Origin of the sequence: Stenotrophomonas testudinis (genome assembly GCF_024499815.1) — a bacterium.
Lineage (GTDB): Bacteria > Pseudomonadota > Gammaproteobacteria > Xanthomonadales > Xanthomonadaceae > Stenotrophomonas.
The window spans coordinates 1-13,459 of the sequence record NZ_JAMOKY010000029.1 but is presented as its reverse complement, the minus strand read 5'-3'; the positions used below and the strand labels follow the sequence as shown (position 1 = coordinate 13,459).

12 protein-coding genes are annotated in these 13,459 nt (G+C 67.7%); 4 read left to right on the top strand and 8 right to left on the bottom strand.

Going from position 1 to position 13,459, the window contains the following annotated elements; translation table 11 throughout:
- The first annotated feature begins 14 nt into the window (after positions 1-14).
- Positions 15-335, top strand: a complete 321-nt coding sequence (locus NQ204_RS14555; protein ID WP_256644241.1) for a DUF6122 family protein — start codon at positions 15-17, stop codon at positions 333-335.
- Positions 336-423: 88 nt separating this feature from the next.
- Here the strand turns inward: NQ204_RS14555 and NQ204_RS14550 are convergent, their stop codons facing one another.
- The 3 genes from NQ204_RS14550 to NQ204_RS14540 are packed head-to-tail and all read right to left on the bottom strand — an operon-like array spanning position 424 to position 2,701.
- Positions 424-1,755: an ATP-binding protein gene (locus NQ204_RS14550; protein WP_256644240.1), complete on the bottom strand. Its 1,332-nt coding sequence runs from the start codon at positions 1,753-1,755 to the stop codon at positions 424-426.
- Complete coding sequence (locus NQ204_RS14545; protein ID WP_116862556.1) at positions 1,752-2,411, bottom strand: response regulator transcription factor; 660 nt, start codon at positions 2,409-2,411, stop codon at positions 1,752-1,754. Before NQ204_RS14545 ends, NQ204_RS14550 begins: the two co-directional genes overlap by 4 nt.
- Positions 2,411-2,701, bottom strand: a complete 291-nt coding sequence (locus tag NQ204_RS14540) for a PepSY domain-containing protein (RefSeq protein WP_116862565.1) — start codon at positions 2,699-2,701, stop codon at positions 2,411-2,413. The genes NQ204_RS14545 and NQ204_RS14540 overlap by 1 nt, the downstream gene beginning before the upstream one ends.
- Before the next feature lie 151 nt (positions 2,702-2,852).
- On the opposite strand from NQ204_RS14540, the gene NQ204_RS14535 reads away from it, so the two are divergent.
- Positions 2,853-3,287, top strand: coding sequence for a PepSY domain-containing protein (locus tag NQ204_RS14535; RefSeq protein WP_256644239.1), 435 nt, complete (start codon positions 2,853-2,855; stop codon positions 3,285-3,287).
- 86 nt (positions 3,288-3,373) lie between these two features.
- Here NQ204_RS14535 and NQ204_RS14530 read toward each other — a convergent pair whose 3' ends face one another.
- From NQ204_RS14530 to NQ204_RS14520, 3 genes are all read right to left on the bottom strand, one after another.
- On the bottom strand, positions 3,374-3,862 hold the full coding sequence (locus NQ204_RS14530) for a hypothetical protein (protein WP_108770283.1): 489 nt from the start codon (positions 3,860-3,862) through the stop codon (positions 3,374-3,376).
- A gap of 124 nt (positions 3,863-3,986) precedes the next feature.
- Positions 3,987-5,195 (bottom strand): NAD(P)/FAD-dependent oxidoreductase, encoded by a 1,209-nt coding sequence (locus NQ204_RS14525; RefSeq protein ID WP_116862558.1) that lies wholly within the window; start codon positions 5,193-5,195, stop codon positions 3,987-3,989.
- Positions 5,196-5,204: 9 nt separating this feature from the next.
- A complete protein-coding gene (locus tag NQ204_RS14520) occupies positions 5,205-5,699 on the bottom strand; it encodes a lipocalin family protein (protein WP_116862559.1) in 495 nt (164 codons plus the stop codon).
- A gap of 184 nt (positions 5,700-5,883) precedes the next feature.
- Between NQ204_RS14520 and NQ204_RS14515 the strand changes: the two genes are divergently transcribed.
- Both NQ204_RS14515 and NQ204_RS14510 read left to right on the top strand, forming a co-directional pair.
- Complete coding sequence (locus NQ204_RS14515; protein WP_079223952.1) at positions 5,884-6,132, top strand: hypothetical protein; 249 nt, start codon at positions 5,884-5,886, stop codon at positions 6,130-6,132.
- A 179-nt stretch (positions 6,133-6,311) separates the two neighbouring features.
- The gene (locus NQ204_RS14510) at positions 6,312-8,708 is read left to right on the top strand and encodes a DUF3772 domain-containing protein (protein ID WP_256644267.1); all 2,397 of its coding nucleotides are present in this window, start codon (positions 6,312-6,314) and stop codon (positions 8,706-8,708) included.
- Between the two features lie 613 nt (positions 8,709-9,321).
- Here the strand turns inward: NQ204_RS14510 and NQ204_RS14505 are convergent.
- Both NQ204_RS14505 and NQ204_RS14500 read right to left on the bottom strand, forming a co-directional pair.
- On the bottom strand, positions 9,322-11,427 hold the full coding sequence (locus NQ204_RS14505; RefSeq protein ID WP_256644238.1) for a phosphoglycerol transferase I: 2,106 nt from the start codon (positions 11,425-11,427) through the stop codon (positions 9,322-9,324).
- Positions 11,428-11,660: 233 nt separating this feature from the next.
- Positions 11,661-13,352 (bottom strand): ABC1 kinase family protein, encoded by a 1,692-nt coding sequence (locus tag NQ204_RS14500; RefSeq protein WP_488192367.1) that lies wholly within the window; start codon positions 13,350-13,352, stop codon positions 11,661-11,663.
- Positions 13,353-13,459 lie beyond the last annotated feature (107 nt).

The following is a 13,459-nucleotide window of genomic DNA, read 5'->3' as shown; positions in this document are numbered from 1 at the left end:
CGCGACCGACGCCGATGAGCGCGCGCGCGATCTTCCATCTGTTCCTGCATGCCGCCGTGCCAGCCCTGCTGGCATGGCTGTTCTGGCGCAGGCGGTTTGCTTCGGCCTGGCTGTTGTTGCTGCTGGGCTGGATCATCGACCTCGACCATCTGCTGGCCGACCCGATCTACGCGCCGAACCGCTGCAGCATCGGCTTCCACCCCTTGCACACCGCACCGGCGATTGCCGTGTATGCGGGGCTGTGCGTGCCGAAGAAGACCCGGCTGTTAGGCATTGGTTTGATGATCCACATCGCGCTGGATGCCATCGACTGCTGGTGGATGCATCACCGCTGACGCAGTGCCCTTGTAGAGCCGAGCCCATGCTCGGCTGCTCCAAACGGCTGCATTCGCACGCGCGCTGCAGCCGAGCATGGGCTCGGCTCTACAAGATGGCGCGGGATGCGGGCAACCACACCGTCGCGCGCAACCCCGGCTCGGCGTTCTCCAGCACCAGCCGCCCGCCGTAGCTGGCGGCGATATCTCCCACAATCGCCAGGCCCAGCCCGCTGCTGCCTTCGCGCTCATCCAGGCGCACGCCGCGCTGGGTGACCTGCGCCAGCGCATCGGCGGCCAGGCCGGGGCCGTCGTCGCGCACTTCGATGCGCAGCTGCGCTTCGTCATTTGCCGCGCTGATCGACACCCGCTGCCGTGCCCACTTGCCGGCGTTGTCCAGCAGGTTGCCCAGCATTTCCTCCAGGTCCGCACGCGCACCGGCAAACTGCAGCGCCTCGTCGATACCCTCTGCACCAAACACAACGCCGCGCTCGCCATGCACACGGGTCATCAGCCCGCACAACGCCCGCGCCGCCGGTGCCACGCCGGTGCGCTGGCGATGATCCGCTGCCAGGCCCACCGCCAGGTAGCGGTCGACACTGGCCTGCATGCGCGCGCCCTGTTCGCGCACGGTCGTGCGCCATTCCGTCCCGTCGCCATCGGCCTCGGCCGCCAGCACGCTCAGCGGCGTCTTCAATGCATGGGCCAGGTCTTCGGCACTGGTGCGCGCACGCGCGACCATCCTCTGCTGGTGTTCGAGCAGGGCGTTGAGCTCCTCGCCCAGTGGCACGATCTCGCTGCCCAGGCCATCGGTGTCGATGCGCTGGGCCTGCCCGCGCCGCACGCGTTCAAGCTGATGGGCCAGGCGCCGCAGCGGGCGCAGGCCGAACTGCACCTGGCTGGCCAGCACCGCCAGCCAGACTGCCACCAGCACGCCCAGCGCCAGCGCGGTGCGCTGGCGGAAGGCCGCCACGTCGGCATCCAGCGCGCTGCGGTCGGTGGCCACGGTCACCCGATATGCCTCGGTGGCGCGTGGCAGGCGCACCTCCTGCACGCGCGCACGCAGCGCCTGCTGCAGCGGCCCGGGCAGGTTGCGGTTGGCCTCGCCGGCTGCCGCGGCCGACAGGGTTTCATCCCACAGCGAGCGCGACTGCAGCAGCACCTCGCCGTGGGCGTTGGCGATCTGCCAGTACGCACCGGAAAACACCCGCTGGAAGCGCGCATCGTTGGGCTCCTGGCGCAGCTGCAGCTGCCCGTCAGGCGTGGTTTCCATCTGCGCGATCAGGGTCAGCAGGTCCTGCTGCAGCTCATGGTCCAGGCGGTCGCGCGCGCTGCGCTTGAACAGTTCGCCCAGCAGCGCGCTGGCCAGCAGCGAAACCAGCAGCAGGCCGATGCCACCGGCCAGCAGCAGGCGGCGGCGCAGCGAGGGTTGCCCGCTCACGGTGCGGCCAGCCGCCAGCCCTGGCCGCGCACGGTCTGGATCAGGTCGCTGCCGAGCTTGCGGCGCACGCGCCCGAGCAGCACGTCCAGCGCGTTCGAATCCGGGTCGAGGCCGCCATCGAAGACCTGTTCGCCCAGCCGGTCGCGGCCGATCACCTGGCCACTATGGTGGATGAAGCAGCTGAGCAGGCGGAATTCCTGCGGGCTGAGCGCCAGGGCCTGGCCGTCCAGTTCGAAGCGCCCGGCGTTGACGTCCAGCTGCAGGGGACCACAGTGCAGGCGTGGGCTGGCATGGCCATGGCTGCGGCGAATCAGGGCGCGCAGGCGCAGCACCAGTTCATCGGCCTGGAAGGGTTTGGTCAGGTAGTCATCGGCGCCGGCATCGAAACCGGCCAGCTTGTCGTGCCAGCGCCCGCGGGCGGTCAGCACCAGCACCGGGAAACTGCGGCCGTTGCTGCGCCAGCGCTCGATCACGCTCAGGCCGTCCAGCCCGGGCAGGCCGAGGTCGACGATGGCCGCCTGCAGATCCTCGATCTGGCCGATCTCTTCGGCCTGGCGGCCATCGGCCACGGTCTGCACCACGTAACCGGCCTGTTCCAGCAGCGGCTGCAGGCGCTGTGCCAGCGCCGCATCGTCCTCGGCCAGCAGAATGCGCATCAGTCGTCCAGCTCCGTCTTCAGCAGCCTGCCGTTGCGCGCATCATAGTCCAGCTCCACCACCACGCCGTCGGCGCGCAGGATCTCCACTTCATACACGCCATCGTCCAGCTCGACTTCCAGCAGCTGGCCGGGGTGGCGCTTGAGCGCATCGCGCACCACGCCTTCCAGCGCGACGTAGCGACCCTGCTGCACGGCCCGGCGCGCGACATCCTGCGCCGGATCCTGGGCAGGCCGGGCGGCGGTCGCGGGGCTGGCCAGGGCCAGCAGCAGGGGCAGGGCGAACAGCAGCGTCACGGGGGAGGGCAGCCATGCGGGGAGGATGGCGCGAGTGTGCCGGTTGCGGCTAACCATTGGCTAACAGCGCCGGCTAAGGGGCTGTTAACCGCACCCGGCATCGTGGCGGTGCCGGGATGGTCCGGCATCGAACAGGAGACCCCCCATGTTGAAGTCACTCACCCTCGCCACCGTCACCGCCCTGGCCTTCGCCCCCGCCGTGCAGGCGGCCCCGCTGGGCATGGCCCAGGTCGAGCAGACCCTGCGCAAGGCCGGCTACACCCAGATCCACGAGATCGAGCGCGATGATGGCCTGTGGGAAGCCGATGTCAGCCGTGCCGATGGTCGCTTCAGCGAGGTATATGTCGACCCGAAGACCGGCGAGATCTTCGACGAACACGATGGCCGCGCGCTGCTGGGCACCGAGCAGGTGCTGGCCAAGGCACAGGCGCACGGGCTGCGCGAGATCCATTCGCTGGAACGCGATGGCGCGACCTGGTCGCTGGAAGCACGCAACGCCCGCAACCAGCGCGTGGAAGTGCGCCTGAGCGGCCATGACGGGCGGATCCTCCACAGCGAGCGCGATGGCTGGCTGGATTGAGGTCGGTAACGGCGGGGCGATGTGCAGCCGAGCGTGGGCTCTGACGGTAGCGCCGGGCCATGCCCGGCGAGCGCAGCGGGAGCTGTTTACCAGCCATAAGGCGGCGGGTAATCCCAGTAACCCGGGCCACCGCCGCCATAGAAACCACCACCATACGGGCCGAAGCCCGGGCCCTTGCCTTCGCTGACATGGATGTTGACGTTGACCCCGTGGGTCTTGCCCTCATCGGTGGTGTAGTTCTTGCTGAGGTTGAGCGTGGCGGCGTTGTAGTGCGAGTTGCCGTAGCCCTTCGAATAACCGATGCCGGTGGTGAAGCTGCCGGACACCTTCAGCTTGTCGTCGGTCACGTCGGCGATGCGGGCGTCGTCGTGCACGCGCGGGCCGCTCTTGTCGCCGTAGTAGGTGCCCGGCGGGTCCTGCTGCACGGTCGGGTCGTTGAGATAGCGCATCGGTGCCTGCGGCACGGACAGGTCCAGACCGGGCGACTGCGGTGCCGTGGCACCCGCAGCGGACTGGGCAAGGACGGTCCCGGGAAGGCTGGCCAGGCACAGCAGCAGGGTCAGGGGACGGATCATCGCGATGCTCCAACGGGCAGGGACCGCGCCACGCGCGGCGGTACAGGCCGACGCTAACAGGCGTTGCTTGAATGATGCCTGTCGCCGCGGGCTTGTGGTAGATCCGGGCCAGGCCCGGATCCCCTTAGACCCGGCCGAACCCGAAAAGGTCCTGCAGCGGATGCCGGCGCCGCTCGATCCGCGCCCGCAGCAGCCCGGCACCGATCATCGAGTAGGTGATGCCGTTGCCGCCGTAGGCCATGGCCAGGTGCACACGCGGCCCCCACTGCGGGTGCGGGCCGAAGAACGGCAGGCCGTCAGCGGTCTCGGCGAAGGTGCCCGCCCAGGAAAACGCCGGGGTCGGGTCCAGCTGCGGGAACCAGTGCTGCAGCTGCTTCATCAGCTGCTTCGCCTTGCCCTCCACTCGCCGGTCGCGGCGCGCCGGGATGTCGATGGCATCGTCCAGCCCGCCCACCAGCAGCCGGCCTTCGCCGGTGGCCCGCAGGTACAGGTAGGGGCGCGCGCTCTCCCACACCATCGTGCGCTGCAGCGGGCCCAGCACGTCGGCACCGATGGGGTCGGTGATGAACGCGTAGCTGCTGCGGTTGCGCGCCACCCGTTGGTCGATCCAGCGCTGGTTGGCGTAGCCCATCGCGAGCACGACGTGGCGCGCACGGATGGCGGCCCCCGCCTCGGTACGCGCGGTCACGCCGCGTGAGGTGGCGTCCAGGCGGTGCAGCACGGTGCGGTCATGCACATGGCCGCCGCGGCGGCGCACGCGCTTGAGCAGGCCATAGGTGAGGCAGTAGGGATCGACCCGCGCGGCCTGGCGGGTCAGCAGCGCGCCACCGGCGTCCACGCCGAAGCGCTGCTGCAGGTCGTCCGGCTGCAGCCAGCGGGCGTCCAGTCCGGCCTGGCGGCGTGCGGCACCCTCGGCCATCAGCACCGGCACGTCGCGATGGCGGCTGGCCAGATAGAGGCTGTCCATGCGCTGGAAATCGACGTTCTTCAGCCCGCGCGCCACTTCGCCCAGGGCCGGGATGGCCTCTGCGCAGGCGCGGTAGGCCAGTTCCGCAGCATCGGTGCCGTACTGGCGGGCCAGGTCCAGCAGGTGGGTGTCGATCTCGTACTGCAGCAGGGCGGTGCTGGCCGCGGTGCTGCCCCAGCCGATGTCGCGCTGCTCGATCACCGCGACCTCGTGGCCGTGGCCGGACAGCTCATCGGCAATCAGCGCGCCGGTGACACCGCCGCCCACCACCAGGACATCGCAACGCAGGTCCTGCTGCAGCGACGGGAAGGCCTGGATCAGCCCATTGCTCACGGCCCACCAGGGGTAGCCGCTCTTCAGGTCCATGGGGTGGGCTCAGGCCGTGGGGTTGCCGGTATGCGGGGTGTGGATCAGTTCGGACAGATCGAAGCCCTGCTGCTGCGCCGTGGCCAGATAATGGTCGCGCACGGTGGCATCCAGCTGCGGTTCGCGGGCCAGCAGCCACAGGAATTTCCGGTCGGGGCTGCCGACCAGGGCAACGCTGTAGTCCGGGGCCACCTGGATCACCCAGTAGTCGCCCTTGGTGAAGGGCAGCCAGCGCAGGCCCTTGGGAAGGAAGCTCACGGCCAAACGCGCGCTGTCATTGTCCACCGGGCTGGCTTCGCCGATGGCCTCTTCCACCTCGCCGTCCATGCGGCAGCGGTTGTGCACCTGCACGTTGCCGTTGTCGAGCAGGCTGTAGTGCGCCGACACGTCGGTGCAGCCCTCCGGCTCGTGGCGCATGGGCAGGCGGGCGATCTCGTACCAGGTGCCCAGGTAGCGGGGCAGCTTGAGGTCGGCGACGGTCTTCAGCGGGGGGTGGTCGGTCATGGACAGGCAGTTTGGGAACGGACCTCCACCATGCCGTCGGGCTCGCCATGGGCAGGTGAAGCCGGGGCGAGGCCCACGTCCAGAACAATGCGTCGCCCGCGCGGCGGCGCAGCTGTCGCCGGCGCAGCGCTATCCTTGCGTCAGCGCCGGGTTTTTTCCCCATACAAGCGAAGTGGAGGTGCCGATGTACCAGGTGATCCTGTTGAAGAGTGAAACCGCGTTTGCCCGCGAGCAGTGGCCGCAGGTGGACGACGTGGTGGATTACGAGGGCGTCAGCTACAGCCTGCGCGCGGGCCCGCGCCAGCCGCTGCCGACCGACCACGACTGGCACCCCATCGCCGTGTACGCGCCGGATGAGATCAGCGAAGAGGAATTCCAGGATTGGTACGCGCTGCAGCAGCCGCAGGTGGAAGAGCTGCGCTTGAAGTACTGAGGGCTTGGGTAGAGTCGACCGCTGGTCGACTGCATTTCGCGTAGCGAATGGCATCACGCCAGTCGAGCAAGCTCGACTCTACGCGGGCGTGACCAGCCGTGCCGTATAGTCGCGCGCAGGCGCGGTGGTCCGCGCGAACCGGTGTGGCTGGCTTGCTTTCCTTCCTCCGAACGATCCTGATGCGTGGCCCGTCGCTGGCGCTGCTGCTGTGTGGTGCGCTGCTGCTGGCCGCGCCGGTGCTGGCCCAGGTCGACGACCCGACGCCGAAGCAGCAGCTGGCCCAGTTCGATGCCAGCCTGAAGGACGTGGAGCGCAAGCGCGATTCCGCCGAGGCCACCGAAACGCTGGCGATGCTGTCCGAGACCGCATCGCAGGTGCGCCGCGATGCCGAGGCGCTGGACAAGAGCCTGCAGCCGCAGCTGGACCAGTTGACCGAGCAGTTGGCCCAGCTGGGCACGGCGCCGGAGGGCACCACCGAGCTGCCCGAGCTGGCGGCGCAGCGCCGCAACCTCACCCGCCAGCGTGATGCGCTGGCGTCTTCGGTCGCGCAGGCCAAGTCCAGTGCCGTGCGTGCCGGCCAGCTTGCCAACGATATCGAGAAGCAGCGCACCGCGCAGCGCACCGAGGAACTGGGCCAGAAGGTCGATTCGCCGCTGTCGCCCGCGCTGTGGCGGAAGGTCGCCAAGCAGCTGCCGGTGGATATCGCCCGGGTCACGCCGCTGGCCGCGCAGGGCCGCGATGCCTTGGTGGCCGCCCTGGACAAGGAAGGCTGGGGCACGCCGCTGCTGGGCCTGCTGGCCGCGCTGGTGATGATGTTCCCGCTGCGCCTGTGGCTGCGCGCGCTGGGCCGCCGCTTCGCCGCCTCCGAGCGCGCGCCCGATGGCCGCCTGCGCCGTTCCGGCCTGGCCATGTGGCTGCTGCTGGTCGGCACTCTGCTGCCGGGCTACGCGGTGGTGGTGTTCATCGCCTCGCTCAATGCCATTGGCGGTATCGCCCCGCGCCTGCAGACCGTGGCCGACGGCGTGCAGCAGGCCAGCTTCGCTGCCGCCTTCATTGCCGCGCTCAGCGCCTGCCTGCTGGTGCCCAAGCGGCCCTCGTGGCGCCTGTTGAACCTGGATGACACCGCCGCGCTGAAGCTGCGCAAGTACGCTTGGGGCGCGGCCGCGCTGGCCTGGTTCAGCACGGTGCTGGTGGCCATCGACCGGGCCACGCGCACCAGCGATGTGACCACGGTGGCGCTGGACGGCGTGATCGCGCTGACCTACCTCGGGCTGATCATGGCCATGCTGGTTACCCTGTCGCGCCTGCATCGCCGCCAGACTGCCGAAGCCGAGGCCAAGCTGGAGGCGCAGGCCGACGGCGTGGGCGCGGCGGTGCCGGTACGTCGCAGCAGCTGGCTGGTGCTGGCCCGCGTGGCCGGCAACCTCGCGGTTACTGCCGCGATCATCGCCACTTTGCTGGGCTACGTGAACTTCGCCAAGTTCGTGAACCAGCAGCTGATCGGCGGCAGCATCGTGGTGCTGGCGGCGCTGCTGCTGTTCAAATTCGTCGATGACCTCTGCACCTGGCTGCTCAACGCCGACAGCAAGGTGGGCCAGACCATTCTGCTGAGCACCGGCCTGAGCGTGTCGCGGCTGGAGCAGGCCGGCGTGCTGCTGTCGGCGGTGCTGCGCACCCTGGTGGTGCTGATCGCGCTGCTGGCCCTGGCCGCGCCGTTCGGCAACGTCGGCACCATCGTCGAGCGCATCGCCGCCCTGGCCAACGGCATCACGATCAACAAGGACCTGACGCTGCAGCCCGGCCGCATCGCCACCGGCGTGCTGGTGCTGCTGATCGGCGTGGGCTTGACCCAGCTGATGCAGCGCTGGCTGACCGACACCTACCTGCCCAAGACCGAGCTGGACCTGGGCGCGCGCAACTCGATCAGCACCATCGCCGGTTACGTCGGCATCATCCTGGTGGGCCTGTGGGCGCTGACCGCGATGGGCCTGGACATGAAGAACCTGGCGCTGCTGGCCAGCGCGCTGTCGGTGGGTATTGGTTTCGGCCTGCAGGCGATCATCCAGAACTTCGTCTCGGGCCTGATCCTGCTGGCCGAGCGACCGGTGAAGATCGGCGACTGGGTGAAGCTGGGTGACCAGGAAGGCGACATCCGCCGCATCAACGTGCGTTCGACCGAGATCCAGGTGGGCGACAAGTCGACGCTGATCGTGCCGAACTCGGAGCTGATCACCAAGACCATCCGCAACATGACGATGGGCAACAACCAGGGCCGCATCCAGATCCAGTTCGCGGTGCCGACCAGCACCGACGTGGCGGGCCTGAAGCAGGCGCTGCTGGATGCCTATGGTGCGCACCAGGCGGTGCTGCAGCAGCCGGCGCCGTCGGTGTTCATCGACAGCATTGGCGGCGGCCAGATCACGTTCAACAGCTTCGCCTACGTGGCGAGCCCGCGGCAGGTGTACGGCACGCGCAGTGATCTGTATTTCAGCCTGCTGCAGATACTGGCCGAGCGGGACATCCCGCTGTCGACCCCGACCGACATCCACCTGGTACGCGACACCCCTCCGGAGTAATTGAGGTTTTCTGCAGGGCTTGCAGCCCTGCACCTGCTTCAAGCCGAAGCCAAAGCAACAGCAGAAGCTGGTTTGCTGAGGGTTGGCGGGGCGGGTCCGGTTGAGGGGGACGCCGTAAATACGTCCATGTAGGCTTGGTCGCGGCATCCATGCCGCTCACACCCCCTCAACCGGACCCACCCCGCCTTCGACAGTTCTCCGCGATCTGTCGGAACGGCATGATGCTGCTGTTGGTGGGCGCCGACCGTTGGTCGGCACGGGGTCGGATATCGATATCTGACAGATGTGCCGACCAACGGTCGCCACCCACCTACAGCCACCGGCCAACTGTCGAAGGCGGGGCACTGTGGGTTTGCGGGGTGCGAGCCGCATGGGCCCGAGGCATGCCTCGGGCGGGTTCGGCAGGACGCCCAACCCCGGTCTTGCCGTGTGCGCAGGACAGCGCACACGAGCAAGCGGCGACCAAGCCTACAGGGACGTATTTACGGCGTCCGCGCAAACCCACAGTGCCCCGCCATCCCACGGAATGCCCGTCGTTGCCGTTGCCGTTACCGTTGCCCTTGCCGTTGCTTCTGCGGGTGCAGGGCTGCAAGCCCGGCAGAAGAAAAACCCTCTACCCCCGCGGTCGTGCGCGCGACGGCACTAGCGCAAACGTATCCACCGCCAGCTTCTCGGCATGGTTCAACCACGCCCGGATCTCCAGATCATCCACCTCGTGGTCCAGCCCGAACGAGACGTTGATCTTGCCGTCCGCATCCGGCTGCACCCACTGCTGGGCCAGCACCACCTTGCGCTGCGACGACACCGCCTCGATCCAGAAACCGCGGTCCGGGCGTTGGCTCGCCACCAGTTCCAGCATGTACTGGCCCGCACGGGTGCGGCGGCCCTTCTGGGTGATCATGTGCGCCTGGCGCACGCTCGGGCGCGGGCCCTGGAACGATTCCAGCGGTGCATCCACCGCGATGCCGCCACGCAGGTCGTCATCGCGGAACAGCTTGATGCCGTTGTCGCGGTTCACCAGCAGCGCGCACCAGTCGCCGTCGGCCGAGCCGTCCTCGAACGCCGTGCAGCGATCCACATAGGCCAGCGTGTTGTCCGGGTCGGCATCGTCGAACTGGCGCGAGGTGTTTTCCAGATATACCGACTTCAGGCCCCAGTCCTTGTCGTACTCCAGCAGCACCGGCGGCTGCACGTGCTGCAGGCCGACCACCACCTGGTCATCTCCATCGATCTTCAGTTCGCGGGTCGGCTCGCCCAGCCACAACGAGCGGGCGAAGGCCAGGTACTGCGGATAATCGCGGCCGCCATCGCGCTGGGTCGCCACGCTGGCGCTGGGCGCGCGCTGGGTGTCGATCAGCGAACGACCGAAGCCCATCGTCTTCAGCTGCGGGTCCAGCAGGTTGAGCAGGGTCGCACCCGAATCCAGCGTGGTGCCTGCGTCGGCCTTCAGCTGCTGCGGGGCAATGCCATCGCCGAGGAACAGCAGCAGGTTCTCGCGCTTCTGTTTCGTCAGGATGTCGGTGAGGTCGTTGGGCATCGCCAGATGGTCCGAGGCGATCACGATCAGCGTGTCCTTGCCATAGGGGCTGGCCTGGATGCGCTGCACCAGCTGCGAGATCAGCCGGTCGCTGCACTTCAGTGCATTGAGCATGTTGATGTTGCCGTACTTGCTTTCATAGCGCTGGCCTTTGCACGCCACCGGCAGATGGCCGGCCGGGTGGTGGGTGTCCATGGTCAGCGTGGTCAGCATGAACGGCTCGCCCTTGCGCGAGAGCTGTTCGAAACGCTGGTAGGCGGTGTCCAGCAGCACGTCGTCATGCACGCCCCACGGCGAGTAATGCGCGCGGCCGATCTTCTTCTGCTGCTTGAACCATTCCAGATCGTGCACTTCATCGAAACCGTGGCTGGCCAGGAACTGGCCCTTGCCGGCGAAGCGGCCGCTGGCACCGCCCAGGTAATGATTGGTGTAACCCTGCTGCTTGAGGTAGTCGCCCAGGCACACGGCCTTGGGCAGGAACGTGCCCATGCGGTCCATGCTGTTTTCATCGCCCTGCGAGGTGGTCAGCGGCACGCCGCACATCGACGACACCAGCCCGGCGATGGTCCAGCCGCTGCCTTCGGCCGAGGCCAGCCCGCGCACGTCCAGCGACTGGCTGGTGAGACGGTTGATGTTGGGCATCAGGCCCGGGAACACGTTTTCGTCCAGATAGGTGCGTTCCAGGCTTTCGCCGTATATCCAGACGATGTTGCGCGGGCGCTGCAGCGGCTGCGTCGGCACCTGGTACTCCGGCGCGATGCGGGCGAAATCGACCGGGCGCAGCTGCTGGTACAGGCGCTGGCCATCACGTGCCAGCGGGCTGATCATGATCGTGGTGATCCACACCACCGCGAAGCCGGCGAACCATGCGCCACCGCGGCCCGGACGACGCCAGCGCTTCACCCGCGTGGCAAACAGCGGCAGCAGCGACACCAGGACAAGCGCGATGTAGCCGGCGATATAGCCCTTGAAGTCCGCGATGCCGGCGCCTTCCATGTCGGCGCCCAGGTGGTAGAGCGTTGCGGCATTCAGGCCATCCCCGGACAGCTTGTCGATCAACCACCACGTGCTGAGGGAGAGCAGCAGCAGCGAAAACGTGCTCGCTTTCCACCACACCCATTTATCGGAAGCGAGGAACAGCCAGGCCAACAGCAACAGCGACAGCAGCAGGATCCAGAGCATAAGCGGCTTCGGCAGTGACGGGAGGTGGTGATGGACGTCGTACCGACGCGTGTCCATCCGACCAGCGCTGCCTCAAGCACACGTGCATGACAGGCTGATGACCCGATAGTGCATGCACGAACCTGACTGAAATGTTTGTTTGTTACATGAGGTGAAATCGCGCGTTTCAAGTAAAACCAGCGTGAAACCCGCGACGCGATTTCATTAAAAAAACGGCGTGATTTCCCGCTTCTTCAACGATGCCCGCGTTCCTCGCGCGCACGTGCACGCCGATCGAACAGCAATGCACTGGTCACGATGCCCAGTCCGAGCACGACGCCGATCAGCATCAGGAACAGCGCGATGGCCGGGTAGCCGAAGATGTGCCAGCCGCTCTCCAGCTTCATCATCAGCGAGGCGGCCATGATCAGCGCTGCACTGATGATGCCAGCCGCCACGCGGTTGGCGATCTTCTGCAGGTTTTCCATCAGCCGCGATTCTTCCAGGCCGGTCACCTTCATCTGCAGGCGGTTCTCGGCCAGCAACGCCATGATGTCGGTCAGCTTGCGCGGCCCATCGCGCAGCAGCTGCTGCAGCTCCATCGCCTCGCTTGCCAGGTTGGGCATCGAGAGTGACTTCTTCAGGCGTGCCCGCATCACGTGCTGCAGCTGTCGTTCGACGATGCGGCGGGTGTCCAGTTCCGGTGCCAGCAGCAGGCAGACGCTCTCCAGGTTCAGCAGCGCCTTGCCCATCAGGCTCAGTTCCGGCGGTGTGCGCAGGCCGCAGGCGGTGGCGATGCGCACCATGTCCAACACCACCTTGCCCTCGGTGAAGCTGCCGCTGGCCGCATATCGGGCAATCAGTTGCCCGGTCTCACGCAGGTAGCGCTCCTCGTCAAATGACTCCAGGCGTGTACTGATGCTGATCAGGTCGTCGGCCACCTCCTCGCCTCGTCCATCCACGGCAGCGAACAGGATCTTCAGCATGCGCTCGCGAAGGCGCGGCGGCATGTGCGCGACCATGCCCAGGTCGAAGATCGCGAGGCGGCCATCGGGCGTCACCCGCAGGTTGCCGGGATGCGGATCGGCATGGATCTCGCCATGCACGAAGATCTGGTCCAGATAGCCCCGGATCAGCGCGGCAGCCAGGGGGTCCATCGGCTGCTCGGTACGGCGCACGGCGGGGATTGCATCGACGCGAACGCCGTTGACCAGTTCCATCGTCAATACGCGCTGGCTGCAGTAATCCCACAGCGGCTGGGGCACCCACAACCGCTTGAAGGGCGAGAGGTGGCGGCCGAAGCGGGCCAGATTCTCCGCCTCGGTGCGGTAGTCCAACTCCTGCATCAGCGTCTTGCCGAACTCATTGAGCCAGTCGCGCAGGCGTACTCGGCGGCCAACCTGGGTGAGATGGTCGGCGGCCAGGGCGAAGCTGCGCAGCGCATCAAGGTCCGAACGCAGCTGCGCGGCGACCTCCGGCTTCTGCACCTTGACCGCCACCAGTCGTCCGTCGTGCAGGACCGCGCGGTGAACCTGAGCGATCGAGGCGCAGCCCAACGGCTCTGGGTCGAACGAAGCAAACAGCTTGTTGACCCCGGCGCCCAGTTCCTGCTCGATGACGGCATGGATGCGCTCGACCGGGATGGGCGCCACATTCTCCTGCATGCGTTCCAAGGCCGTGGCGAACTCGGCCGGGATCATGTCCGGGCGCGTGGAGAGCATCTGCCCAAGCTTGACGAAGGTCGGCCCCAGTGCCTCCAGGTCGCTGACGAACTGGTCAGGGTTCCCGTCGGCCGGGATATCGGTGTGGGGGCCGGAGGCTTCCAGGTTCATCCCGGAAAAAACGCCCGAATGGCGGTAGCGCATCAGCAGGCGCAGGATCTGGCTGCGCCGGTTCATGCCCTTGACCAGCGGGGGATTGGCCGTGGCGGTGGACGGATTGCTCAAGCGGAACTCCCATGCAGGCAAGACAGGGGTGGTGGGGGGGGGGGGGGGGGGGGGGGGGGGGGGGGGGGGGGGGGGGGGGGGGGGGGGGGGGGGGGGGGGGGGGGGGG

Excerpts from the sequence above, each read along its gene's own strand:
- NQ204_RS14535 (WP_256644239.1), top strand. The coding sequence starts at position 2,853 with ATGTTGAAGTCACTCACCCTCGCCACCGTCACCGCCCTGGCCTTCGCC.
- NQ204_RS14520 (WP_116862559.1), bottom strand. The coding sequence starts at position 5,699 with ATGACCGACCACCCCCCGCTGAAGACCGTCGCCGACCTCAAGCTGCCC.
- NQ204_RS14530 (WP_108770283.1), bottom strand. The coding sequence starts at position 3,862 with ATGATCCGTCCCCTGACCCTGCTGCTGTGCCTGGCCAGCCTTCCCGGG.
- NQ204_RS14525 (WP_116862558.1), bottom strand. The coding sequence starts at position 5,195 with ATGGACCTGAAGAGCGGCTACCCCTGGTGGGCCGTGAGCAATGGGCTG.
- NQ204_RS14515 (WP_079223952.1), top strand. The coding sequence starts at position 5,884 with ATGTACCAGGTGATCCTGTTGAAGAGTGAAACCGCGTTTGCCCGCGAG.
- NQ204_RS14545 (WP_116862556.1), bottom strand. The coding sequence starts at position 2,411 with ATGCGCATTCTGCTGGCCGAGGACGATGCGGCGCTGGCACAGCGCCTG.
- NQ204_RS14555 (WP_256644241.1), top strand. The coding sequence starts at position 15 with ATGAGCGCGCGCGCGATCTTCCATCTGTTCCTGCATGCCGCCGTGCCA.
- NQ204_RS14505 (WP_256644238.1), bottom strand. The coding sequence starts at position 11,427 with ATGCTCTGGATCCTGCTGCTGTCGCTGTTGCTGTTGGCCTGGCTGTTC.
- NQ204_RS14510 (WP_256644267.1), top strand. The coding sequence starts at position 6,312 with ATGCGTGGCCCGTCGCTGGCGCTGCTGCTGTGTGGTGCGCTGCTGCTG.